Source organism: Cytobacillus sp. FSL K6-0265 (assembly GCF_038003465.1).
In the GTDB taxonomy this organism is placed as follows: domain Bacteria; phylum Bacillota; class Bacilli; order Bacillales; family Cytobacillaceae; genus Cytobacillus; species Cytobacillus stercorigallinarum.
This window is the reverse complement of the sequence record NZ_JBBOPE010000001.1, coordinates 2873189-2898212: the sequence shown is the minus strand read 5'-3', so window position 1 is coordinate 2898212 and position 25024 is coordinate 2873189. Positions and strand designations below refer to the sequence as shown.

The following is a 25024-nucleotide window of genomic DNA, read 5'->3' as shown; positions in this document are numbered from 1 at the left end:
TTGAAACCCGATCGTAAGAAAGAATTAAAACAACAATATAAAGAAATGAAAACCTATTATGGTGTGATCAGAATAAAAAACGAAAGCAATGGGAAAAAATTTATCGATGCTGTACCAAATGTAAAAAATCGCTGGCTTACTTCTAAAATGAGCTTAAATGATGGTCGTCATATGAACAAAGAATTACAAGAAGATTGGCAAAGATACGGTGAAGAAGCGTTTAGTTATGAAGTACTCTGGAAGAAAGATAAAAGTGAGATCAATGATATGAAGTTCGAACTGCAAAAAAAGAGAAAAGAATGGATTCTTAAAGAAGAGGCTTATGATGACAAAGGCTATCACCATAAACCCGAGGAATAATAGGTTAGAAAAGCTATGCTAAGCAAATGTGATTTTCTATGCGGTTCGTGTGAGGGCAACCATATAGAGCTTTGTCCGTTATCAAGAGAAATGGGCATACAAGTAAAAATAAAAGCTGCAGTCTAGTCAAACATAGAGAGTTGAAATTTGTGGTTAAAAATCAGCTTATGGCAGACTATCGCTCAAATTTATGGGCAGGTGAATCTTCCACTTGAAAGGGGATCCCATTTTCCGTAAAGAAAGAGTCGATGGCTGCTTCATAGGCTTCTTTGTTTTCATTATATGATTGAGCGTGTGCGCCATTTTTAGCAATGAAAAGTTTTTTCGGTCCATTTTTTTGTTCATAAAGCATTTCCGTCATAACAGGTGGAATGAATGTATCATCTTTACTATGGATAAAGAGAACAGGCTTACTAATATAAGATACGACCGCGAGTGGTGACACATCATGAATGGAATATTTATCACGCAATCTAAGAAACACGTTACTAATTGGCAAGATCACTTTAGGTGGTAATTTAAAGGTCGTACGTAAATGATGAGTAAGTTGACCAGATAAATCAGAAAAAGGACAATCAGCAATATAAAAATCAGCACCATCAGCAAGGCTCCCAGCATATAAGAGCATTGTCGCTGCCCCCATTGATTCACCATGAATACCTAAGAGTACATCGGGACCCTTCTGTCTTTTGAGCCAATCTACCACTGCTTTAAGATCATATTTCTCATAATAGCCATAGCTCGTTGTCTTCCCACCAGATTCACCATGTCTTCGGTGATCATAAATAACAACATTGAAACCGCGAGATAAAAACAAGTTCATATATTTTATAGAGTTCGTTTTATTCTCTGTCACCCCATGAGAAATGATGACGTATCTATTGCTAGGGTAAGGTGCGACAACGACAACTTTAAGAGAATAACCTAAAGGAGAATGGATAAAATGTTCTTCTTTTTCTAATTGATCATAGGCTGAGATATCTAATCTGCCAGCCGTGCTTTCTCTTTCAACAATAACCGCGTTATCTTTTTTACGAATGTACATTAATTTATTTGTGAAATAGGTGCCAATAGAGAGAATAACAGTTAGCAGTAATAAACTATAGCGCAGGATTCTTTTCATTTTCTCCCTCCATGGTGTTTTCCTTTATTTTACCATTTGGACAAAAGAAATATCCATCTTAAAACACCGGTTCGTGTCATAAGATGGACGCATAGTTTAGGCATTTAGTTGAAAATAACTACTTTCAATTGTCCTTGTCATATGTGGCTTGACGAGATGAATCGCCTCAACTAGCTTTTGCAAGTCTATATTGGTTGAGATCCCCATTCTCTCTAGCATATATACAACATCCTCCGTAGCCGCATTTCCAGCAGCACCGGGAGCGAAAGGGCAGCCACCGAGTCCGCCAGCAGACGTATCAAAGCGGTCGACACCAGCTTGAAGAGCGGCAAGAATGTTAGGAAGAGCTAATTTTCGTGTATCATGGAAATGAGCGGTTATGAGTGTTGTAGGAAAAGCATCTTTTAATTTTTTAAATACATCAAATGATTCATGCGGAGCGGCCATTCCAATGGTATCCGCCACACTTAACTCATCTGCTCCTGCATTGACAAAGGCTTGGCATAATTTTACTGTATCATTTACATCTACTTTTCCCTCGTAAGGACAATAAAATGCTGTGGAAATACAAGCGCGTACAAAATACCCTTTTGTTTTTAATTCTTTGATTATTGGAACAATTTCAGCGACACTTTCATCGGTCGTTTTATTAATATTCTTTTTGTTGAACGTTTGGCTAACTCCTACAAAAGTAGCAACGGCCTGGCAATCAGTGGCATAAACACGATCAATCCCTTTTCGGTTGGGAGCAAGGACAATATCTCGCGTATGTGATGTAAGTGTATCGGCAACAATTTCAGCTGCATCACTCATTTGCGGTACCCATTTTGGCGAAACAAATGAGGTAAGTTCCATTTCTTTTACACCAGCACTTTTTAATTTTTGAATAAATTGTTTCTTGATATCTGTTGGCACAAAGTTTTTTTCATTTTGTAGTCCATCTCTCGGGCCCACTTCAATAATCGTTACTTCCTTCGGCAATGTGAACATGATATTCCTCCTTTTATAGAAAGCGTTTACTTTATTGTAGTGGTTTAATATTCAGAAATGCAAGAATTAACTAAAGTATGGCATAATAGAAAGGTAGATTCATAACAATGAAACCATGGAGGGGAAAGAACAGTATGGAACGAGCAGAAGTTGTGATTGTAAGCGCTACAAGAACAGCGCTAGGAACATTTAATGGGAGTTTAAAAGGAGTATCAGCGATAGATCTAGGAGCAGTGGTTATTAAGGAAGCATTAAAAAAAGCAGGGGTAGAAGCATCAGCGGTTGACGAAATCATTATGGGGAATGTGCTGCAAGCAGGATTAGGCCAAAACCCAGCAAGACAAGCAGCTATAAAAGCAGGTGTACCCGAGAGCGTTTCTTCGATGACTATTAATAAAGTGTGTGGCTCCGGATTGAAAGCGGTTCATTTAGCAACGCAAGCAATTGTTGCTGGAGACGCAGACATTATTGTTGCTGGTGGTATGGAGAATATGAGCCAAGCACCTTATATTCTAAAAGGTGCACGTGATGGCTTTAAAATGGGTAATACTACTTTATATGACTCCCTTATTGATGACGGTTTAACATGTGCATTTAATCAGTATCATATGGGTGTAACTGCTGAAAACTTATGCGATAAATATGAGATTTCTAGAGAGGAACAAGATCTATTTGCGGCTGAGAGTCAAGAGAAAGCAACGCAAGCCATCGAAGCTGGTCGCTTTAAAGATGAAATCGTTCCGGTAGAAATTCCGCAGCGTAAAGGAGAGCCAATCATCTTTGATCAAGATGAACATCCGAAGAAAGGGACAACAGCAGAAAAATTAGGTAAACTACGCCCAGCATTTAGAAAAGAAGGAAGTGTGACAGCAGGCAATGCATCTGGTATCAATGATGGCGCTGCGGCAGTGGTTGTAATGAGTAAGCAAAAAGCGGAAGAGTTAGGAATTAAGCCGCTTGTTACCATTAAAGGAAATGCGAATGCTGGAGTAGACCCAAGTATTATGGGAATTGGTCCAGTAGAAGCGGTCAAGAAAGCATTAACGAAAGCAAATATTTCAATGGAAGAATTGGAGTTAATTGAAGCAAATGAAGCGTTTGCGGCTCAATCTTTAGCGGTTGATCGTGAATTGAACTTTAAGAAAGACATCTTAAATGTAAACGGTGGGGCGATTGCACTAGGTCATCCAATTGGTGCAAGTGGCGCACGAATTTTAGTTACTCTCATTCATGAAATGCAAAAACGCCAAGCAAAGAAAGGATTAGCAACATTGTGTATTGGTGGCGGCCAAGGTGTAGCAACTGTGATAGAGCTTGCAGAATAATTTAAGGTGAGAGGGTTCTATGCTATAATAACCATACATTCTATTTGAAAGAATGAGGGGGTAGGACACCAGTCATGAAGCAGAAAAAACAGCGAGCACAATCAAAGAAAATAAATGAAGATAAGCCGCTTACTTTAGGAGATATGCTAAACCCTGAGCTTGTCAAAGGACTGCAAGGGAAGAAAAATGAGCTGAAAAAAGCGGAAGAAATCAAGCTTGAGGAAGAATCACGTAGAAAAGCCGAAGAGCGTAAATTACGTGAGAAAAATAAAAGCTTTGAAGAGCTTTTAGGTGAAAGTAACTTAAATTGGAAAGAATTTAAATGATAGATTACGAGAAAGGTGACGCATCCAAAGGTACGTCATCTTTTCTCATTTTTTGATTTAAGTATGGCTTAACGATGTGTCTCGTACTTATTCAGTTTAGCTAGTTGCTCCATGAAAGTTAATTCTTCCTTAGATAATGGCTCTGCACGGACGGCTGCAACATTTTCTTTTACCTGTTCCATCGAAGAGGCACCGGCAATGATAGAAGAAACCCCAATATGTGCCAAGTTATATTGGATGGCTGCTTCTTGTAGATGGCGTGTTTCAGTAAACCTTGCATTAAGCTCAGTGAGGAGGGCACGTAATTCTGCTTCACTATAATCTAAATACCCTTGTTCCGATAGTTTATCCATCCAGTTTTCACTTAATAATCCTTTAGCTAGTGGGCCTCTCGTAACGACACTGATATTATTTTCAGCTAATAGTGGTAAAACTTCTTCCTCTGGACGACGATCGAGTAAGCTGTATTGCATCATTACTGTATCGATAGAGGCATGCTTAACATATTCACGAATAACATTAGGACGGATCGAGGAGATACCATATGCCTTAATAAAACCTTCTTGTTTAAGCTCTTCAAACGCATCAATTGTTTCAAGTATATCATCATCTAGCGTCCCGCCATGCAATTGATATAAGTCAATATATTCTACACTTAACCGTTTTAAGCTTTGTTTTACGGCTTCTTTTATATAATCTTTTGACGGATCCCAGTGCCAGCCTTCCTTTCCTTCAGTCCATCGATTACCTACTTTTGTGGCAATAACGACATCCTCTCGTACGCGTTTTAACGCTTCTCCAACTAGCTGTTCGTTTAAACCAAAGTCGTATAAGTCGGCTGTATCAAAATAATTAATCCCTTCTTCTAGTGCTGTTTCAATAATCGCTTGGGCCTTTTTTTTATCTGTTCCAAGTGACATACAACCAAGACCAAGAGGAGTAACCATTAAGGGTGATTTACCTAACTGTACTTTTTGCATTATGAACCTCCGCTCTTCTCTGAGTATTTTTTATCTATTTTACCGATACTGAGAGAGGTTAAACAAATCATTTGATTTATGGCATGAAGAATTTATGAGTGATGTTCGCTATTCTTAGGCTTCTTGTCATAATCACCACTTGTTGTTTCATCTATCCATTCTCTAACATAAGAAAATGACTTTTGATAAACCTTTAGTTTTTCTTTAATTTCCCATGCCTTACCAACAAAGGTAACACCTTTTTCATGTACGTATATTTTCATCATGAGCTCTCCTAAACATAAGTATGTTAAAATGTATGAGCAGAATAATCGGATAGAACAGGAGTGACGAGAGAAAATGAGTCGCCTAGAAGAAAAAACGTTAAAAACGGAAAAAATCTTTGACGGTAGGGTTATTCGACTCCAAGTAGAAGAGGTTGAACTACCGAACGGACAATTATCGAAAAGAGAAGTAGTCAAGCACCCAGGTGCAGTGGCAATATTAGCACTAACGGATGAAGGAAACATGGTTATGGTTGAACAATACCGTAAAGCGCTTGAGAAGACGATTATTGAAATCCCAGCAGGTAAATTAGAAGGAAACGAAGACCCCTTACAATGTGCGAAAAGAGAATTAGAAGAAGAAACAGGGTATGGGTGTGATGAAATAGAGTGGCTTATTTCTTTTTATACCTCTCCAGGTTTTGCTGATGAAATTGTTCATTTGTATATGGCAAAAGGTTTACATGTGATAGAAAATTCGGCCTCTCTTGATGAAGACGAATTTGTTAATCTGAAAGAAGTCTCCGTTCAAGAAGCGGTCCAATTAATAGGAGAGCAAAAAATCTATGATGCGAAAACCGCTTATGCGGTTCAATATATGCAACTAAAAGAAGCGTTGCAGCAAAAATGAAATCTTATTATGCAGATTTGCATATTCATATTGGGAGAACCGTTACTGGTAAGCCGGTTAAAATCACAGGTTCAAAAACCTTAACTTTTACAAACATTATTCATCATGCAAAAAGTCAAAAAGGGTTAGACATCATTGGGATTATCGATTGTCACTCTCCAGAAGTGATAACTGAAATAGAGGGTTTACTTCACGAGGGTGTGTTACAAGAGCATGAAGATGGCGGATTATTATTTGGTGATATGATGATTATTCTTGGTTCAGAACTCGAGATATATGATCAATATTGCCACGGTCCCATCCATGTACTGTCGTTTTTCCCAACACTTAGCCACATGAAAGCTTTTTCTAACTGGTTGTCATTTCGAATGAAGAATATCCAACTGAGTTCACAGCGGGTTTATATAGAAGGGCGTTTGCTTCAACAAAAGGTAAAAGAATTAGATGGTTTGTTTATTCCTGCCCATGTGTTTACACCTTTTAAAAGCTTATATGGAAAAGGGGTAAAGCATTCACTTTCGGAAGTATTTGACCCCCAATGGATTGATGCAATTGAATTGGGTTTGAGTGCCAATACAGAAATGGCAGACCGTATAGCAGAGTTACATGACTATCCATTTATAACAAATTCTGATGCGCATTCATTAGCGAAAATTGCAAGAGAATACCAAAGGATCTCACTCCAAGAATTAAGTTTTAAGGAGTTAACGATGGCTTTGCAACAAACGGATGGAAGAACAGTTGAAGCTAATTATGGATTAGATCCGCTTCTTGGTAAGTATCATGAGACGGTCTGTGCAAAATGTGGTGAGGCCCAACCACTACGGGCTGTACAATGCAGTAACTGCGGTAGTAAGAAAATTATTAAAGGCGTAAAAAATCGTATTCAAGAGTTAGCAAATGTAACTTCAACGGTTAAAGGGAGAAAGCGACCACCATATATCCATCAAATTCCTTTAGAGTTTATTCCCGGGATTGGAGTGAAGACATTAGAAAAGCTACTTCTTCATTATGGCACAGAAATGGTTATCATCCATGATGTCCCTCTTGGTTCATTGCAACAAGTCATACCTGAGCAAGCAGCGAATCTGATTGAGCAGGCGAGATTAGGTAGCGTACAATTTGATGTAGGTGGCGGAGGAAGATATGGTAGAGTTCGCCTTGATTAAAATACTAGACTTGACAGACTACCCATGTTAGAGATAAGATACATTGGTATTAATAATTGAATGCCAAAACCGGTACGGATTTGTGGACTTTTTAAGAGTAGACACTCTTTTTTCGCCACACATTGATGCAAGTAGCATCGATGTGTGGCTTTTTGTATTTTTTAAAAACTGCTCTTATGTTTTTTAAACGATATTTACAACCGGTAGATTTAGGAGGAAATACTGATGAAACAATCAATGTATCCTTTAGCAGTCCTTATCGGAGGTGCTTGCTTTGGTGTGTTATCAACATTTGTCAAGCTGGCCTACGGTGAGGGGTTCGAACCTGCTGAAGTTTCTGGAAGTCAATTTTTAGCTGGGACGTTATTGATTTGGCTTATATTCTTGTTTACAAAAAAACAGAAGATAAGCTTCAAGCGTTTTGGCTTTCTCGTATTATGTGGCGTGCCAACTGGTTTAACGGGTATTTTTTATTATCAATCCTTACAGTCTTTAAATGCGTCGTTAGCCATCATTTTCTTATTTCAGTTTGTTTGGATTGGTACGGCTATCGAGTTTATTATTGATAGAAAAAAGCCAGGAATGAAAAAGTTACGTGCGATTTTGCTGTTACTTGTGGGCTCTTTCTTGGCAACAGGAATTTTATCACAAGGCTTTAATGACTTTTCTCTAGTTGGTGCAGGATGGGGGATGCTTGCAGCATTATCTTTCTCCATCTTCGCCTATATTAGTAGTACGGTCGGGAAAGAAGTACCGCCGATCCAAAGAAGTGCAATCTTTGCCTTTGGTGGATTACTCATTACTATGATTATCTTCCCGCCAGTTTTCTTAGCCGATACAGCAACTGTGACAGCAATTATGCCGTACGGATTGATTCTAGGACTTTTTGGTGTTACGTTACCACCATTGTTATTTGCAATTGGAATGCCTCATGTGGGAGCTGGGTTAGGTACAATTTTGACATCGTCAGAATTACCAGTTGCTTTACTAATGTCAGTTTTGGTTTTACAGGAAGATCTTGTCCCGCTTCAGTGGATAGGGGTTTGTATTATCATTGTAGGGATTATTTATGGTAATGTGGGCCATAAAGTAAAAAAGGACCACGACCAAATTCAATCGGCAAAAGCGAGTTAATTAATAGGGAGAATGTGAGGACCTTGTCTAAGATTTTTGACAAGGTCCTTACCTTTTTATCTTGAGGTTTCAATTAGTCAACAACTTTTACTTTTGCATACACACATGTACTTCTTAGAGATATGTTATCTGTTGCTAAGCTATCGTTGCGTAATATTCCCTCTAGTGGGAAACCGAGACGTTCGGGTATTCGCCGACTAGCTATATTTTTTTCATCACAGCGGATTTCTACTCTATTTGCTTTGAAATGCTCAAAACAGAAAGCTGTCAACGCCTCTACTGCTTCTGATATATAGCCATTCTTCATGTGGCGGCTATCACACCAATAGCCAATTTCGAATTTTTTAATATCCCAATTTATCCGGTGAAGGCCGATTGAGCCAACAAAAAGATGATTCTCCTTCAGAAAGATATGGAGACGGAAATCACTGCGGTTAATAAATTCCGCAAAAGATGCGCGTATTCCCGCTTCTACTTCTTCAACAGTCTCTTCTTTTACAGCAAAGGGCAACCATTTTTTTAATGAATCTCGTGACACTGCAATGGCTTCATGCACGATCTTGCCGTCACCAGGCAAACAGGGTCTAAAATACAAACGGGCCGTTTCTATTTTCTCTGGAAAATCTACTAAGAGGGGGTTCATTCTTTCTTCTCCTTTTTAATTTACTAGCGCAACTATCCTTTGACACCAAGTGGACAAAACTTTCTTAAAGTTTAAATAAATAACATCTTTTTTACAATAAAAATTTTAATAGATTACTTAAAGTATTTCGTATCTTCCTGTCATGAACTCACAAAGTCTAGCATACATTCTAGTAAGTGAAATCATTTTTCAGGAGGAAGAGCAATGATAAAAAAAATGTACCAGAACGTCGTAGCAAATCATTTCCGTGAGCATTCCTCAATCTATTTGTTTGTTATTATATTGTTTCTAATGGGTGTCATATTTGGAGCGGTTGTCGTAAACAGTTTAAGTTTGACGCAAAAAGAGGATTTATTTCAATATTTGACACAGTTTTTTGGTCATGTTTCAAATGAAGAAATGGCGACACCTGCTCACATATTTGAACAAAGCTTACTTCATAATGGAAAATATATAGGTGTTATATGGCTATTGGGGATATCTATTATTGGATTACCGCTTATTTTAGTTTTACTATTTGTGAAAGGGATGGTCGTTGGCTTTACTGTCGGTTTTTTAGTAAGTCAATTAAAGTGGCATGGGTTTTTACTATCTTTTGTGTCGATTTTGCCACAAAATATGATTATCATTCCAATTTTTATTATTACATCTACTTTTGCGATTTCATTTTCAATGAAGATGATCCGTCGGCTGTTTATGAAGAAAGTAAATAATGCATTTATGCCCTTGCTAGGTAAATACTTAGTTTCTTTCCTTATTGCCATTATTATATTAGCCGGTGCATCAGCTATTGAGGCCTTTGTTTCACCGGTGTTAATGAAGTCAGTCATTGATTCATTCCTCTAAATCACCGATTGCTTATATAAGGTTTGAATGCTATAATTCTTTTATCATATGAATTTAGTAATAATGACTGACTTGAATAGATCATTATGTACAGAGCCTACGTTTAGGTTCTGTACTTTTATGTTGTTTTAGCTATTATAACAATTCTAATATAAGAATCATTATAAAGTCCTCTTTATAATGATTTTAGTTTGATTCTATACATCTATCTGTTATAATGAGAATGTTAGTGGTGAGGGAGGGACTTTCGGTATGGAAAGCAGAATTGACAGAATCAAAAAACAGTTGCATTCATCCAGTTATAAGCTAACACCACAACGTGAAGCCACGGTTCGCGTTTTGTTAGAACATGAAGAGGACCATTTGAGTGCGGAAGATGTATACCTCCTTGTTAAAGAAAAGTCGCCAGAAATCGGTTTAGCAACTGTTTATCGAACACTTGAATTACTAACTGAATTAAAAATTGTTGATAAAATTAATTTTGGTGATGGCGTTTCCCGATATGACTTACGTCAAGAGGGTGCTGCTCACTTCCATCATCATCTTGTATGCATAGAATGCGGTGCAGTAGATGAAATTCAAGAAGATTTACTAGAAGATGTGGAAGAAGTTGTTGAGAAGCGTTGGCATTTCAAAATAAAAGACCACCGTCTTACTTTTCACGGCATCTGCTATCGATGTCAAGATAAAAAAAATGATGAAGAGCCAGATGCTTAAGACACGAACCTTTTCTAATTTAATTGGAAAGGGTTTTCTTATTTTTCTCTAACCTGTGCCTCAAGCTGGTTTTGCAACTTAGCAACAAATATGATTGAATTAATTTATATACTACATAAAGATAAGGTCCACCACTTTTTGAGTCTACACCGACCTAGAAGTTGGAATGATTGAATGAACTTAAGTGATTCCTCATTGGAAACAGGTATAAATCTTGTCCAAAATGGCATACCCTCTAATAAGACGTTTTATTTGGGGGAGAAATGATGAGTGCGTGGATTAAACTAGTCTATCAAACCATTAAGGTTTTCGTTCTTTTTACAGGAAGCACAATTCTTTTTTATTATGGTATTATGTGGTTAAATGAAGAGTATCAGGATTATCATCGTTATGATGAACCGAGTGGGGCGGCTGTGAAGGTAGCAGCAAGTGCGAATGCATCGGACTCTTCTTGGTTGGATCGGTTGATTCTGTTTTATTTAAATGGGGAGTAATGATTTGATGAATGATCATCTGCAGGATTTTATCCACTATTTAATGATTGAAAAAGGCCTAGCCAAAAATACGATCATGGCATATGAAAGAGACTTAAGAAGTTATATTTTATTTATTGAGAAGAAGATGTTGAAACAATCGATGAATGAAATTGAACGCGTTCATATTGTTCAGTTTCTAGCTCAGCTTAAGGATGATGGCAAGTCCACTAAAACAATTGCAAGACATATTGCGTCTATACGCTCATTTCACCAATTTGCACTTCGTGAAAAAATAGTAGACCACGACCCTTCTATTCATATTGAAACACCACAAGCGGAAAAATCTTTGCCGAAAGTATTAAATATGAAGGAAGTTGAAAGATTGCTAGACCTCCCGAATGATGGTAGCCGCTTTTATTTAAGGGATAAAGCCATGTTAGAAGTGCTCTATGCAACAGGAATCCGTGTCAGTGAATTAATCCATTTGACAATAAATGATGTTCATCTCACGATGGGTTTTTTAAGATGTATTGGAAAAGGGAATAAAGAAAGAATCATCCCATTAGGGAAAACAGCACAAGCAGCTGTTCAAGATTATTTAGATAAGGGCAGACAACAGTTGTTATCACCAAAACACCCGACAGAGTACTTGTTTTTAAATCACCATGGTAAAGGGTTATCACGGCAGGGGTTTTGGAAAAACTTAAAAAAAACAGCACAAGCAGCTGGTATTCAAAAAGAGTTAACACCTCATACTTTAAGGCATTCATTTGCCACCCATTTACTTGAAAATGGAGCAGATTTAAGAGCGGTACAAGAAATGCTTGGTCATGCAGATATTTCAACGACACAAATATATACACATGTGTCAAAAACGAGATTAAAAGATGTATATAAACAATTCCACCCAAGAGCATAACAGGAAATATGTAGGAAAACAGTGAAAAGTGATACAAAAGACTGTTTTTCTTTTTTTATTTTCAGTACAATATAAATATAGATGTCAGACTTCTGACGAAAGAGATCTTTCTTAAGGATAGAGGCCTTTCAATGACAGTTCTCTTTTGTTAGGTTTTAGACATTTTACACTATCCTTCGCTGTTGATGAATGCCTTTTTAGGGTATGATAAGTAGTGATTTTCTTTAGTTAAGAAATAGTTAGAAAGGAGTGTTGAATGTGAACACATTTACATACAAACGTATTTTCCTTATTGTAATGGACTCTGTTGGAATAGGAGAAGCACCTGATGCGAAAAATTTCGGTGATGAAGGTGCACATACGTTAGGTCATATTGCCGAGAAAATGAACGGTTTACATATGCCGCATATGGCACGTCTCGGATTAAGTAATATCAACGAAATAAAAGGGATTGCAAAAGTCGCGCAACCCGAGGCTTCTTTTACAAAGCTTCAAGAAGCTTCTGTAGGGAAGGATACGATGACAGGTCATTGGGAAATAATGGGTCTTCATATTGATAAACCCTTTCAAGTATTTCCTAATGGATTTCCAGATGAGTTAATTCATGTATTAGAAGAAAAGACAGGTCGAAAAGTGATTGGTAATAAACCTGCGAGCGGGACGGTGATTTTAGACGAATTAGGGGAAGAGCATATGGAGACAGGTTCTCTTATTGTATATACATCAGCTGATTCTGTGTTACAAATCGCCGCTCATGAAGAGATTATACCAATCGAAGAACAGTATCGTATTTGTGAAATTGCTCGAGAGTTGACTTTAAATGAAAAATACATGGTAGGTAGAGTCATTGCTAGACCATTTGTGGGTAAACCTGGCGCGTTTACAAGAACAGCGAATAGACATGATTATGCATTAAAGCCATTTGGCAGAACAGTAATGAATGAGTTAAAAGATGCTAATCTAGATGTCATTGCCATCGGAAAAATTAATGATATTTATGATGGAGAAGGCGTAACAGAAGCAATTAGAACCACATCAAATATGGATGGCATGGACAAGATAGTTGCAACAGCAAAACAAGACTTTACAGGCATTAGTTTCTTGAATTTAGTAGACTTCGATGCTCTTTATGGTCATAGAAGAGATCCACTAGGGTACGGTCAAGCGTTAGAAGAATACGATGCTCGTTTACCTGAACTTTTTGAACAGTTAGATGAAAATGACCTTCTTATTATTACAGCGGATCATGGAAATGACCCAATACATCATGGTACAGACCATACGAGAGAATATGTGCCATTACTTGTTTATTCTAAGCGCTTATCTCATGGAGAAGAACTGCCTCAAGGCAAGACATTTGCTAACATCGGCGCGACTATTGCAGAGAATTTTCAAGTGAAGATGCCATTGATTGGAGAGAGCTTTCTTAAAAATGTCAAGGGAGTAGGGAAATAATGACTAATTTACATGAGGTAATAGCAGCTAAAGAATTAATTCAATCTAGAATAGATCAAACACCAACAGTCGGCCTTATATTAGGTTCTGGACTTGGGGTACTTGCTGACGATATAACAAATGCGATAAAAATTCCTTATAAAGATATACCGGGTTTTCCGCAATCAACAGTAGCTGGGCATGCAGGTCAACTGGTTATTGGTCAATTAAACGGAATAGCGGTTGTTGCTATGCAAGGAAGATTTCATTATTACGAAGGCTATACTATGCAGCAAGTTACGTTTCCGGTCCGTGTAATGAAGGAGTTGGGTGTACAGAAACTAATCGTGACAAATGCTGCTGGAGGCGTGAATGAAACTTTCTCACCAGGTGATTTAATGATCATCACAGACCATATTAACAATATGGGGGTAAATCCTCTTATAGGTCCTAATGATGACCATTTTGGTGTGCGCTTTCAAGATCTGTCATCAGCATACAATAAAGAAATGATACAAGTCGCTAAAGAGGTTGCAGAACAACAACAATTAGACATACAAAGTGGAGTATACGTAGCCAATACAGGACCAGTTTATGAAACACCTGCAGAAGTAAAGATGCTTAGAATTTGCGGTGGTGATGCAGTTGGTATGTCAACTGTTCCGGAAGTTATTGTTGCGAATCATGCTGGTATGAATGTACTTGGTATCTCTTGTATTTCTAATATGGCTGCTGGTATATTAGACCAACCATTAAATCATGAAGAAGTGATAGAAACAACGGAGAAAGTAAAACAACAATTTTTAAGCTTCGTCAAAGGAATCGTGACAAAAATTTAAATTTAATGGGGGAACTATTAAGATGAGAATGGTAGACATCATTGAGAAAAAAAGGGACGGACAGTCTTTAACGACAGAAGAAATTAACTATTTTATTCAAGGCTATACAAATGAAACAATTCCTGATTATCAAGCAAGTGCACTTGCAATGGCGATTTATTTTCAAGGAATGGATGAAAGAGAAACAGCCGATTTAACAACAGCAATGGTTAAGTCAGGCGATGAAATTAATCTTGCAAACATTGATGGAACCAAAGTGGATAAACATTCAACCGGGGGTGTAGGTGATACAACTACGCTCGTATTAGGGCCCTTAGTAGCTGCTGTAGGTGTGCCGGTTGCAAAGATGAGCGGAAGAGGACTAGGGCATACTGGTGGAACCATTGATAAATTAGAAGCCATCGATGGATTTCATGTGGAGATTGACAATGATGAATTTATGAATTTAGTTAATCGTAATAAACTTGCTGTCATAGGTCAAAGTGGAAACTTAACGCCAGCTGATAAGAAGCTCTATGCGTTAAGAGATGTGACCGCTTCCGTAAATAGTATCCCTTTAATCGCATCAAGTATCATGAGTAAGAAAATTGCTGCGGGTGCAGACGCAATTGTTTTGGATGTGAAAACGGGTTCAGGTGCATTTATGAAAACAATTGAAGAATCAATTGCTTTAGCAAAAACAATGGTGAAAATCGGTAATCATGTTGGCAGACAGACAATGGCTGTCATCTCAGATATGAGTCAACCACTTGGCCTTGCAATTGGTAATTCCTTAGAGGTAAAAGAAGCGATAGATACGTTAAAAGGAGAAGGGCCGGAAGATTTGACTGATTTATGTTTAACGCTTGGAAGTCAAATGGTTGTATTAGCGAAAAAGGCCGATACGTTAGAAAGTGCGCGCGCGCTACTACAAGAAGCAATCAGTAGTGGTAAAGCGTTAGAGACTTTTAAAACCTTTATCCAATCTCAAGGGGGAAATGTAGCAGTCGTTGATGATCCATCTCTTCTTCCACAGGCAAAATATCAAATAAAGGTGGAAGCTGCGCAAAGTGGATATATTTCAGAAATTGCTGCAGAAAAACTGGGTACTGCTGCAATGATGCTTGGTGCGGGTAGAGCAACAAAAGAATCTATTATTGATCTCGCTGCAGGCCTCCTTCTTCATAAAAAAGTTGGCGATTCTGTTCAAAAAGGAGAAGCGCTATTAACAATTCATAGCAATATGGAAGATGTTGAAGAAGTAAAAAATATCCTTATTAACAATATCAAAATAGTGTCAGAAGAAGTAACGGCACCAACATTGATACATCAAGTCATCACTGAATAAAGATATACTGGAAAAAGCTTAAAGGAAATAAAACCTTTAAGCTTTTTTTAATATAACTTAACTAAAAAGATGCTCCATCTTTACATATTTCCTTCGATTACTTCCCACATCAAAGTATAAAATATCTCATTCCACACCTCTCATCTTCCAGATTTTTTTCATTCATAAAATGTATTTTCTGGTATTTTTATTGGTATAAATTATCAACAAATGGTAATCATGGAAACTATAAAGAATGGAGGGTTTGTGCGATGAAGCGAATAGTAAGTGTATTTTTTATATGTATTCTCATGGTTTCTACCATAGCGCCACAAGTATTTGCGCGTGAAAGCGAACAAATGACGGAAGAAGAAGTCGTGAAAAATGTAAAGTCAGCTATTTTAATTGAGCGAGATACAGGTAAAGTTCTGTATGAAAAAAATAGTGATGTTCAATTACCACCAGCAAGTATGACGAAGGTTATGACAATGCTTTTAATTATGGAAGCAATCGATGAAGGCAAACTTAAATGGGATGAAAAGATTAGGACAAGTGAATATGCTGCTTCAATGGGTGGTTCACAAATTTTCCTTGAGCCTGGAGAGGAAATGACTACAAAAGAAATGTTACAAGGAATTGCTATCGGTTCTGGAAATGACGCTTCTGTTGCTGTAGCAGAACGTTTAGCTGGTACGGTAGATGAGTTTGTCAAAATGATGAATGCAAAAGCAAAAGAGCTAGGTTTAAAGGACACTGTATTCAAGAATCCTACTGGCCTCCCGGTAACTGATCATTTTAGTACGGCTCATGATATGGCGATGATGGCAAAGGAATTACTGAAGTATGAAGATATTACAAACTTTACCGGTACTTACGAGGCCTATTTGCGTGAAGACACTGATAAAAAGTTCTGGCTAGTAAATACAAATAAATTAGTCCGCTTCTATCCAGGTGTAGATGGTCTTAAGACTGGATTTACTCAAGAAGCAAAGTATTGTCTAACGGCGACAGCAGAGAAAAATGGAATGCGCGTTATTGCGGTTGTTTTTGGGGCACCTAGTTCAAAAGAGAGAAATGCAGAAGTGACAAAAATGTTAGACTATGCTTTTAATAAATATGAAACTCATGCCATGTATAAAAGAAATCAAGCAGTGGCAAAAGTGAAAGTGTCAAAAGGGGAAAAGAAACAAGTAGAAGCATTAACAAGCGAACCGATTTCAATATTAGCTAAAAAAGGTGAAGATATTAAAAACGTGAAACAAACGGTTGTACTCGATGAAAATATAAAAGCTCCTGTTAAAAAAGGTGATGAAGTCGGCAAGATTATTTTTGAAAAAGAAGGAAAAACAATGGTTGAAAGTCCTTTAGTCGCAAGCCAAGATAGTAAAAAAGCCAACATATGGACTTTATTTAAGCGTTCAATGGGTATGTTTACGAAAGTATCAGAGTAATATGTCGAACCAAGTGAAGACAAGTCCTGTTTTAGCGAATAAACACTAGTTTTGTCTTCATGAAGGAAAAACAGTAAATAGTATAGAATTGGACTCACTAAAGACAGAATTGATATTCTAATTGTGTCAATCCTGTCTAATCCATAGAGACAACTGATTACAAAGGAGGCTATGGTTAGTGAGTCTAGCAATTAATTTAGAAATAAAAAACAACGTATTATGTATTCGTTTAAGCGGGGAGCTTGATCATCACTCTGCGGATGAATTAAGAACAAAAGCAACAAAAATGATTGAGGAACACGATATTCATCATATTATTCTTAATCTGGAACAATTAACTTTCATGGATAGTTCTGGACTTGGAGTAATTCTCGGCAGATATAAACAAGTAAAACAAAAAAATGGCGAAATGGTTGTTTGTGCGATTTCTCCATCTGTCCAGAGACTTTTTGATATGTCTGGTTTATTTAAAATTATTCGCTTAGAACCTACTGAAGCGTTTGCCCTGCAACGATTGGGGGTGGCGTAAATGAAAAATGCTATGCAGATGCAGTTTACTGCTCTCAGTCAAAATGAATCGTTTGCTCGAGTGACAGTGGCAGCTTTTATTGCTCAGCTTGATCCAACAATGGATGAATTGACAGAAATTAAGACGGTGGTCTCAGAAGCGGTAACGAACGCTATTATTCATGGCTATGATATGAGCCCAGATGGCATTGTACACATTTCGGTAACCATTGAAGAAGGAATAGTAGAACTTTCGATTAAAGATGAAGGTCTCGGTATTATGGATATAGAAGAGGCAAGACAGCCTCTTTATACAACAAAGCCAGAGCTAGAAAGATCAGGCATGGGTTTTACGATTATGGAAAATTTTATGGACGAAATAAGTATTGTATCACACCCAGGTGAAGGCACAGAGGTCCGTTTAAAGAAGCATTTATCAAATAGTAAAATGCTATGTAATTAAGGAGTCTTGCTATGGATGTGGAGGTTAAAACAGGAAAGACGCAATATTTAAAAGATCATGAAGTAAAAGAGCTCATTGGTAAAAGTCAAAATGGTGATCAAGCGTCTAGAGACCTGATTGTCCAAAAAAATATGCGTTTAGTATGGTCAGTTGTCCAGCGCTTCCTCAATCGAGGATACGAACCAGATGACTTATTTCAAATTGGCTGTATTGGATTATTGAAATCGGTAGATAAATTTGATTTGAGTTATGATGTGAAATTTTCTACTTACGCTGTTCCCATGATTATTGGTGAGATCCAACGTTTTATAAGAGATGATGGAACAGTTAAAGTCAGTCGTTCACTTAAAGAACTCGGGAATAAAATTCGGAAAGCAAAAGATGAGTTATCGAAATCATTAGGTAGGGTGCCGACCGTATCAGAGATTTCAGAATACCTTAATATCCCAACAGAGGATATTATCATGGCCCAAGATGCGAGTCGACTTCCCTCGTCTATTCATGAAACCGTATATGAAAATGACGGTGACCCTATTACTTTACTCGACCAAATCGATGATGGGGACGAGGGGAAATGGTTCGATAAGATTGCTTTAAAAGAAGCGATTAATGAATTAGATGAAAGAGAGAGACTGATTGTTTATTTACGCTATTACAAAGATCAAACACAATCAGAAGTAGCTGTCAGGCTTGGTATTTCACAAGTACAAGTCTCGAGGCTAGAGAAGAAAATATTGAAGCAAATGAAAGAGCATATGGACTTGTAGTCTATATGCTTTTTCATTTGCTTCTTTTATTTAAGTGGAGAAGCCGACGTTTATTTATAGGAGAGAGCATTATCTGTGTGAGGAAATTATTGGATTTCATGAAGTGAAATACCTTTACTCATACTATATGCAAGGAAATCTTTGTGTGGGAAGTGAAAGGATGGAACGAATCGTTTATCTACGCTTGCGACATCGATTGCAGGTTAAACCGCACGAACCTATCGTTTTATCGGATGTTGCACAGCTTATTGCAGATGAGGAAGTTTACGATAAATTAGCTAAACTCTTGTTATACCGCGTGTCGGAAGAAGATAAGAATATCATCATTATTGATGTTATGCAGGTAATTAAGCAGATTACACAATCTTTTCCCGATTTGGAAATCCAAACGGTTGGGCCGACACAGGTTATTGTTGAAGTTTCCGTGAAAAGAAGGAAAGTCTCACTGCCATTGTTTATCCTTATATGGTTATTATTATTCTTTGGTGCCGCTCTTACCATCATGAATTTCCATGAAGACGTTAGTATGCAAGAAGTTCAACTAAAGATTTATACATTGATTACAGGTGAAGTCGATAGTCGGCCATTGATCTTTCAAATCCCATATTCAATTGGATTGGGCTTAGGAATGATTCTCTTCTTCAATCATGTATTTAAAAAGCGGATAAATGAAGAGCCTAGTCCTCTCGAGGTAGAGATGTTTAATTATCAAATGGATTTGGATAATTATGTTGCTCTTAAAGAAAACAAAGAGAGTATGAAGAATATTGATGAGCGGTAAAATTATCTTTGCCATCTTTATAGGCTTAGCGAGTGGGATTGCTGTAGGTGGTGGAGTCGTTGCTTTCTTATCTGTCCTAGGAATTATTCCAAGACTTACGCAACTAACAAAAACAATGAAGATGATTCATGCTTATGAATGGGCAGCGGTGTGTGGTGTGATTGCTGGAGCTGCAGCTTCCATGTGGGAGCCAGTACTACAAGCTACCTCTCTAATACTAATTCCGATTGGCCTATTATGTGGAATTTTTGTTGGAATGCTTGCAGCTGCGCTTACGGAAGTGCTGAATGTCTTCCCTATATTAGCTAAACGCATTGGTGTAGAAGGGAAAATTGTCTATTTATTAATGGCTTTTGTTTTTGGGAAAATTATAGGATCTTTATTTCAATGGATATATTATGTCAATCTGTAGGTTTCTAACTTAGAAAGGGACATGGCGATGAAAGAACGGAGAAAAGTCATATTAATTACAGATGGAGATGAGTTTGCAAAGCGAACGATAGAGCTCATTGCTCATGATATTGGTGGTAGCTGTATCTCTGCTTCTAAAGGAAATCCAACTATATTGACAGGTGAAGAAATGGTGCATTTGATTAAAAAAGCACATTCAGATCCTGTCTATATCATGTTTGATGATAGCGGGTATATCGGAGAAGGCCCAGGGGAGAAAGCGATGACTTTTGTTGCCAATCATCCTGATATTGAAGTAATCGGTGCAATAGCCGTGGCGTCAAGGACTCACCATGAGGAATGGACAAAGGTGGATGTAAGCATTGATCGATTTGGTGAATTAACAGAATATGGTGTCGATAAATCTGGCATAGCAGATATGGATGAAGGAAGAATAGTAGGGGATACCGTTTATTGCCTTGAGACATTAAATATTCCATTTATCGTCGGGATTGGTGATATCGGTAAAATGGCAAGAGTTGATTCAATAGAAGCCGGTTCACCCATTACGAAACAAGCTGTCAAACTTATATTGGAAAGGAGCGGTATGTTATGAGCGAAAAAGAAAAAATAAGAAAGAAACCATTGCCGACATCTGTCAAGGAAATTGAAGCATACATGCAGGACCATGTAGGTCTTGGAACGAGCTTTGACCTTGGAGTGAGAAAGCTTAAAGTATTAAAAAAGGATGTCCATTTATACTTTATTAATGGTTTAACTGAGACACAATTCATTATAGAAATTGTTGAAGAGCTTGTAGGGATTAATGATAAAGAAAAATTATCGACCCATCTCTTTGAGATTGTAGAGAACCGTATCGTTCATCAAGCAGTTGACCGCATTAAGACAATTGATGAGCTTGTTGACCAAGTATTATCAGGGCTTATTGTTGTCGTGATGGAAGGTGAAGGTACCGCTTTAGTAATAGATGTCAGAAGTTATCCAGGACGAACACCACAAGAGCCTGATACGGAGAAGGTAATTAGAGGTTCTCGTGATGGTTACGTAGAGAATATAATCGTCAACACGGCCCTAACAAGAAGAAGAATTCGAGATGAACGTTTAAGGTTTGAAATGCTTCATGTAGGTGTAAGGTCAAAAACGGATATTTCCCTGGGCTATATTGAAGGGTTAGCTGATCCCAACCTAGTCGATGTGTTAAGGAAGGAAATTAATGAAATTGATATCGACGGGCTACCAATGGCTGATAAAACGGTAGAAGAATTCATCCTCCATCAAAGTTATAATCCATTTCCACTTGTAAGGTACACTGAAAGAGCGGATGTTGCCGCCACTCATTTGATGGAAGGTCATGTCGTTGTTTTTGTAGATACGTCGCCGAGTGTTATCATCGCCCCAACGACTTTATTTCATCATTTGCAGCACGTAGAGGAATATAGGCAAGCTCCGGCTGTCGGTACTTTTGTTAGATTTATGAGATTTATTGGGCTTGCAGCTTCCTTATTTTTCTTACCATTGTGGTTTTTATTTGTTTTAGAACCATCGTTGCTCCCGGATGCTATTGATTATATCGGGCCAAATGAACAGACGAATATACCTGTTCTTATTCAATTATTATTAGCAGATTTAGGGATAGAGTTTTTAAGGTTGGCTGCTATCCATACACCGACCCCATTATCTACGGCCATGGGACTAATAGCTGCAATACTAATAGGAGAAATTGCGATTACCGTTGGGTTGTTTGTACCAGAAGTTATTCTCTATGTTTCTGTTGCCGCAATTGGTACTTTCGCCACTCCGAGCTATGAATTAAGTGTGGCAAATAAACTTATTCGTATGTTCTTATTAATATTAGTTGCGATTTTTCATACACCTGGTTTAGTAGTGGGAATTACACTATTTATTCTTTTTCTCGTATCTATGCGTTCATTTAGAACACCATATTTATGGCCATTCATTCCATTTTGTCCTGGCGCTATTGTTCATATTATTTTTAGAAGAGCAGTACCAGGGTCAAAAATTCGACCAAGTATTACCCATTCTCGCAATCGTTTTAAGCAGCCGCCAAAATAATTGGGTAAATGGCGATTGCAGGCATATGGGAATTATGGTAAAGTATGTTCAACTGAATAAAGGGTTAAAGGATAACAGAATAGACAGTTTCTTAAGGATTCTGTCTATTTCTTCATTTTAGTCCGATTAAAATAAGCATCAATTCTATTGTGTAGAGAAGTAATAGACGAAAGAGGGGAAGGCATGTTTTTTCACGGTACATCAAAGGTAAATGACAAAGGGCACTTAGAAATTGGCGGTGTTGATACAGTAAATTTGGCTAGAAAGTATGGCACACCTGTTTATATTTATGATGTAGAGTTAATAAGAAGAAGAGCACGTGGGTTTAAGAAAATGTTTGAGGAAAATAATATGAAGGCACAAGTAGCCTATGCAAGTAAGGCTTTCTCTTCTGTAGCGATGATTCAGTTGGTGGAAGAAGAAGGACTGTCTTTAGATGTGGTTTCTGGAGGAGAACTATACACTGCCATTAGAGCAGACTTTCCGGTCGACCGCATTCATTTCCATGGGAATAATAAAAGCCGTGAAGAAATAGAAATGGCACTTTCCTATAATATTGGTTGTATCGTCATAGATAATTTCCATGAAATGAACTTATTAGAAGAAGTGGCCTTATCAATGAATAAGCGCGTCGATGTGTTACTACGGATTACTCCAGGTATAGAAGCACATACACATGATTATATTTTAACGGGGCAGGAAGATTCTAAATTTGGCTTTGACTTACAAAATGGACAGGCAGAGGAAGCATTAAAAATCGCCCTCGATTCCCAACACATCCATTTACTTGGGTTCCATTGTCATATTGGTTCACAAATCTTCGAACCAACTGGCTTTATCCTTGCCACACAAAAAATCTTTGCCAAATTGAAAACATGGAGCCAAAAATATAATTATGAATCCAAAGTTCTTAATTTAGGTGGAGGCTTTGGAATTAGGTATACAGAGGAAGATGAACCACTCGCCCCAGAAACGTATGTAAAGGAAATTATCAAGGAAGTAAAAAAACAAACGAACCATCACGGGATGACTTTACCTGAAATATGGATTGAACCTGGAAGATCACTCGTCGGTGATGCTGGTACAACCATCTATCAAATTGGCTCATCAAAAGATGTTCCGACTGTAAGAAAATACTTGGCCATTGATGGAGGGATGAGTGATAATATCCGTCCCGCTCTCTATCAGGCACAATACGAAGCTGTACTAGCTAATCGTGTCTTAGATGATGTAGAGGAAAAAGTCTCTATCGCAGGTAAATGTTGCGAATCTGGAGACATGCTTATTTGGGATTTACCACTTCCGAAGGCTGGAAACAACGATTTGCTGGCTGTTTTTTGTACAGGTGCATATGGTTATTCAATGGCAAATAATTATAATCGTATACCACGTCCGCCTGTTGTGTTTGTGGAAGATGGAGAAGATCGATTAGTCATTAAAAGAGAATCATTTGAAGATATGGCACGTCTAGATTTACCTTTAAAAAACAAGGTTAATCAGTAATTAACATGAACCAAGAAATCATAGGTGGGTCATAATAGGGACTCACCTATGATTCTACTTATTTGGCGAACTCCTTCATTTAACATATTGGAATGTAGAAACCTTTCATGTACAATGAAGGATGAATGTATATAAAAAGGGAGCTACTGAAGAAAGTATGGATAAAAAAAGTAATATTATGTTATTTGTCTTTATTTTAGGTATAGCTTTTATATGGGGGCTTATTTATTGGATATTTATTGCCCCGCAATCATAACAAGTTCCATTTCAATCAATAGATACATATGATAAAATAGTTTAAGTTAGTTAAGATATGGAAATAATAGCAAATAAACGGTTTTACTAATAATGAGGGGTTATCATGTTAATACGCTATAAAAAGTCTTTTGAAAAGATTGCTATGGGACTTTTATCTTTTATGCCAAAAGAAAAAGTATTAAAGCAGTTATTACAGACGATTAAAGAGTATGAAAGTGAAGAAAATCTGCAATTGTTTTTGTGGAAAGAAGACGAAGATATTATTGGGCTCGTTGGTGTACGCATAGCAGATCAAAATATCGAAGTTCGTCATATATCAGTCAATCCTTCTCATCGTCAGCAAGGGGTCGGTAAGTCGATGATTAAAGCATTAAATGACACTTATCCACAAAAAGAACTAACAGCGGATGATTTAACAGAAGCCTTTTTACAGAAATGTGAAGAGATAAATAAGGGCAGCGAATAATATCGCTGCCTTTTAACGATGATGTCTTTGGAGGGCCCTCTCTCTTTCTGCGATGACATTTGACCGATCTCTTTTCATATGTCGATGGACGATGTCTTCGTTTTCAAGATTACTTTCCTGTCCCCATTCGAAACCTTTAGAAATACATGTCTTTTTGACCTCATCTAATAAGAAAGCATCGGTTATAGGAAAGTAATAGCTTTTATAAGGACGGCCCTTATCAATTTCTTCTTGCATTTTGTGTATATCATTTAACAGTTGCTGATAGTCAATACCAAGTTGTATTACTTCTCTTTGATAGGACGAGAGAATAGATACTGCTTTTTGCAATGTTTTTTTTGCACCATGAAAGTTTCCTCTACGATGATGATAATTAGCAACAGCGATTTGAATCAAGCCAACCCAGATAGATTGCTTGTTGCGATTGTCTACTTCTTTCCAATATTCTTCTAAAATTTCGTGGCATTCAAAATAATCACGATCTCCGTGATAATGGGCTAAATAGTCAATAAAAGCTTGGGAATGCAAAGTCACTCCTCCTTTTAACCTTAAAATCGATTAATTTCATGGTATCATATAATAGTGATGGAAAAAAGAAATGCCTGGCAAATACCATGCCAGGCAATGTTCATTTTCATTAAAATAACCAAGAAGCGCCTACGATAATAAGTAGGATGAAGAGAACAACGATTAAAGCAAAGCCTGCACCGAAGCCGCCACCATAGCACTCATCTTCCCTATGATGATTGTCACCACAATTTTCTCTGGACATATTTATACCTCCAATAGTACCTAATTGTCATTACCTTCTCATTGTATGTGAGTAGTTTGTCTCATGTTTGGGCTTAGGATAAAATAAAAAG

30 protein-coding genes are annotated in these 25024 nt (G+C 37.5%); 23 read left to right on the top strand and 7 right to left on the bottom strand.

Features of this window, described 5'->3' with window-relative positions; all coding sequences use genetic code 11:
* Nucleotides 1-360, top strand: a complete 360-nt coding sequence (locus tag MHH73_RS14620) for a GIY-YIG nuclease family protein (protein WP_341067753.1) — start codon at nucleotides 1-3, stop codon at nucleotides 358-360.
* A 175-nt stretch (nucleotides 361-535) separates the two neighbouring features.
* Here the strand turns inward: MHH73_RS14620 and MHH73_RS14615 are convergent, their stop codons facing one another.
* Nucleotides 536-1483 (bottom strand): alpha/beta hydrolase, encoded by a 948-nt coding sequence (locus MHH73_RS14615; protein WP_341067751.1) that lies wholly within the window; start codon nucleotides 1481-1483, stop codon nucleotides 536-538.
* A gap of 96 nt (nucleotides 1484-1579) precedes the next feature.
* Nucleotides 1580-2473, bottom strand: coding sequence for a hydroxymethylglutaryl-CoA lyase (locus MHH73_RS14610; RefSeq protein ID WP_191810714.1), 894 nt, complete (start codon nucleotides 2471-2473; stop codon nucleotides 1580-1582).
* 134 nt (nucleotides 2474-2607) lie between these two features.
* Here MHH73_RS14610 and MHH73_RS14605 point away from each other — a divergent pair, with 134 nt between their 5' ends.
* Entirely contained in the window at nucleotides 2608-3798 is a 1191-nt protein-coding gene (locus tag MHH73_RS14605) for an acetyl-CoA C-acetyltransferase (protein ID WP_191810716.1), read from the top strand.
* A gap of 74 nt (nucleotides 3799-3872) precedes the next feature.
* Nucleotides 3873-4124, top strand: coding sequence for a YqkE family protein (locus MHH73_RS14600; RefSeq protein ID WP_191810718.1), 252 nt, complete (start codon nucleotides 3873-3875; stop codon nucleotides 4122-4124).
* Between the two features lie 68 nt (nucleotides 4125-4192).
* On the opposite strand, the gene MHH73_RS14595 is transcribed toward MHH73_RS14600, so the two are convergent.
* Together MHH73_RS14595 and mciZ are read right to left on the bottom strand one after the other, a co-directional pair.
* Complete coding sequence (locus MHH73_RS14595; protein ID WP_341067750.1) at nucleotides 4193-5104, bottom strand: aldo/keto reductase; 912 nt, start codon at nucleotides 5102-5104, stop codon at nucleotides 4193-4195.
* Between the two features lie 92 nt (nucleotides 5105-5196).
* Nucleotides 5197-5367, bottom strand: coding sequence for a Z-ring formation inhibitor MciZ (gene mciZ / locus MHH73_RS14590; protein ID WP_341067747.1), 171 nt, complete (start codon nucleotides 5365-5367; stop codon nucleotides 5197-5199).
* Between the two features lie 76 nt (nucleotides 5368-5443).
* Between mciZ and MHH73_RS14585 the strand changes: the two genes are divergently transcribed.
* From MHH73_RS14585 to MHH73_RS14575, 3 genes are all read left to right on the top strand, one after another.
* Nucleotides 5444-5998, top strand: coding sequence for an NUDIX hydrolase (locus tag MHH73_RS14585; protein ID WP_341067744.1), 555 nt, complete (start codon nucleotides 5444-5446; stop codon nucleotides 5996-5998).
* Entirely contained in the window at nucleotides 5995-7167 is a 1173-nt protein-coding gene (locus MHH73_RS14580) for an endonuclease Q family protein (protein WP_341067742.1), read from the top strand. The genes MHH73_RS14585 and MHH73_RS14580 overlap by 4 nt, the downstream gene beginning before the upstream one ends.
* A gap of 225 nt (nucleotides 7168-7392) precedes the next feature.
* A complete protein-coding gene (locus tag MHH73_RS14575; RefSeq protein WP_191810728.1) occupies nucleotides 7393-8301 on the top strand; it encodes an EamA family transporter in 909 nt (302 codons plus the stop codon).
* Between the two features lie 73 nt (nucleotides 8302-8374).
* On the opposite strand, the gene MHH73_RS14570 is transcribed toward MHH73_RS14575, so the two are convergent.
* Entirely contained in the window at nucleotides 8375-8944 is a 570-nt protein-coding gene (locus MHH73_RS14570; RefSeq protein WP_341067736.1) for a GNAT family N-acetyltransferase, read from the bottom strand.
* A 204-nt stretch (nucleotides 8945-9148) separates the two neighbouring features.
* On the opposite strand from MHH73_RS14570, the gene spoIIM reads away from it, so the two are divergent.
* The 17 genes from spoIIM (at nucleotide 9149) to MHH73_RS14485 (ending at nucleotide 24161) form a co-directional block, all read left to right on the top strand.
* Nucleotides 9149-9790, top strand: a complete 642-nt coding sequence (gene spoIIM, locus MHH73_RS14565; RefSeq protein WP_191810732.1) for a stage II sporulation protein M — start codon at nucleotides 9149-9151, stop codon at nucleotides 9788-9790.
* Nucleotides 9791-10042: 252 nt separating this feature from the next.
* On the top strand, nucleotides 10043-10507 hold the full coding sequence (gene fur, locus MHH73_RS14560) for a ferric iron uptake transcriptional regulator (protein ID WP_341067734.1): 465 nt from the start codon (nucleotides 10043-10045) through the stop codon (nucleotides 10505-10507).
* A gap of 266 nt (nucleotides 10508-10773) precedes the next feature.
* Nucleotides 10774-11001 (top strand): YqzK family protein, encoded by a 228-nt coding sequence (locus MHH73_RS14555; RefSeq protein ID WP_191810736.1) that lies wholly within the window; start codon nucleotides 10774-10776, stop codon nucleotides 10999-11001.
* A 7-nt stretch (nucleotides 11002-11008) separates the two neighbouring features.
* Entirely contained in the window at nucleotides 11009-11902 is an 894-nt protein-coding gene (gene xerD / locus MHH73_RS14550; protein WP_191810739.1) for a site-specific tyrosine recombinase XerD, read from the top strand.
* Nucleotides 11903-12160: 258 nt separating this feature from the next.
* Nucleotides 12161-13357: a phosphopentomutase gene (deoB, locus tag MHH73_RS14545; RefSeq protein ID WP_191810741.1), complete on the top strand. Its 1197-nt coding sequence runs from the start codon at nucleotides 12161-12163 to the stop codon at nucleotides 13355-13357.
* Nucleotides 13357-14175, top strand: a complete 819-nt coding sequence (locus MHH73_RS14540) for a purine-nucleoside phosphorylase (protein ID WP_341067730.1) — start codon at nucleotides 13357-13359, stop codon at nucleotides 14173-14175. Before deoB ends, MHH73_RS14540 begins: the two co-directional genes overlap by 1 nt.
* Before the next feature lie 22 nt (nucleotides 14176-14197).
* Entirely contained in the window at nucleotides 14198-15502 is a 1305-nt protein-coding gene (locus MHH73_RS14535; RefSeq protein WP_341067727.1) for a pyrimidine-nucleoside phosphorylase, read from the top strand.
* 251 nt (nucleotides 15503-15753) lie between these two features.
* The gene (locus tag MHH73_RS14530; protein WP_191810747.1) at nucleotides 15754-16932 is read left to right on the top strand and encodes a D-alanyl-D-alanine carboxypeptidase family protein; all 1179 of its coding nucleotides are present in this window, start codon (nucleotides 15754-15756) and stop codon (nucleotides 16930-16932) included.
* A gap of 178 nt (nucleotides 16933-17110) precedes the next feature.
* Entirely contained in the window at nucleotides 17111-17461 is a 351-nt protein-coding gene (spoIIAA, locus tag MHH73_RS14525) for an anti-sigma F factor antagonist (protein ID WP_191810749.1), read from the top strand.
* Nucleotides 17462-17902 (top strand): anti-sigma F factor, encoded by a 441-nt coding sequence (gene spoIIAB / locus MHH73_RS14520; RefSeq protein WP_191810751.1) that lies wholly within the window; start codon nucleotides 17462-17464, stop codon nucleotides 17900-17902.
* Between the two features lie 11 nt (nucleotides 17903-17913).
* Nucleotides 17914-18669: an RNA polymerase sporulation sigma factor SigF gene (gene sigF / locus MHH73_RS14515; RefSeq protein WP_191810753.1), complete on the top strand. Its 756-nt coding sequence runs from the start codon at nucleotides 17914-17916 to the stop codon at nucleotides 18667-18669.
* A 160-nt stretch (nucleotides 18670-18829) separates the two neighbouring features.
* A complete protein-coding gene (locus MHH73_RS14510) occupies nucleotides 18830-19450 on the top strand; it encodes a stage V sporulation protein AA (RefSeq protein WP_191810755.1) in 621 nt (206 codons plus the stop codon).
* The gene (locus tag MHH73_RS14505; protein WP_191810757.1) at nucleotides 19440-19862 is read left to right on the top strand and encodes a stage V sporulation protein AB; all 423 of its coding nucleotides are present in this window, start codon (nucleotides 19440-19442) and stop codon (nucleotides 19860-19862) included. Before MHH73_RS14510 ends, MHH73_RS14505 begins: the two co-directional genes overlap by 11 nt.
* A gap of 27 nt (nucleotides 19863-19889) precedes the next feature.
* On the top strand, nucleotides 19890-20456 hold the full coding sequence (locus MHH73_RS14500) for a stage V sporulation protein AE (RefSeq protein WP_191810759.1): 567 nt from the start codon (nucleotides 19890-19892) through the stop codon (nucleotides 20454-20456).
* Nucleotides 20453-21934, top strand: a complete 1482-nt coding sequence (locus MHH73_RS14495; RefSeq protein WP_191810761.1) for a spore germination protein — start codon at nucleotides 20453-20455, stop codon at nucleotides 21932-21934. The genes MHH73_RS14500 and MHH73_RS14495 overlap by 4 nt, the downstream gene beginning before the upstream one ends.
* A 183-nt stretch (nucleotides 21935-22117) precedes the next feature.
* Nucleotides 22118-23437 (top strand): diaminopimelate decarboxylase, encoded by a 1320-nt coding sequence (gene lysA / locus MHH73_RS14490; RefSeq protein WP_191810762.1) that lies wholly within the window; start codon nucleotides 22118-22120, stop codon nucleotides 23435-23437.
* Between the two features lie 361 nt (nucleotides 23438-23798).
* Nucleotides 23799-24161 (top strand): GNAT family N-acetyltransferase, encoded by a 363-nt coding sequence (locus MHH73_RS14485; RefSeq protein ID WP_191810764.1) that lies wholly within the window; start codon nucleotides 23799-23801, stop codon nucleotides 24159-24161.
* 12 nt (nucleotides 24162-24173) lie between these two features.
* Here the strand turns inward: MHH73_RS14485 and MHH73_RS14480 are convergent, their stop codons facing one another.
* Nucleotides 24174-24695: a DUF309 domain-containing protein gene (locus tag MHH73_RS14480; protein WP_341067718.1), complete on the bottom strand. Its 522-nt coding sequence runs from the start codon at nucleotides 24693-24695 to the stop codon at nucleotides 24174-24176.
* A gap of 103 nt (nucleotides 24696-24798) precedes the next feature.
* Nucleotides 24799-24933 carry a YjcZ family sporulation protein gene (locus MHH73_RS14475; RefSeq protein ID WP_191810768.1) on the bottom strand — a complete coding sequence of 45 codons (135 nt, stop codon included), beginning with the start codon at nucleotides 24931-24933 and terminating at the stop codon, nucleotides 24799-24801.
* Nucleotides 24934-25024 lie beyond the last annotated feature (91 nt).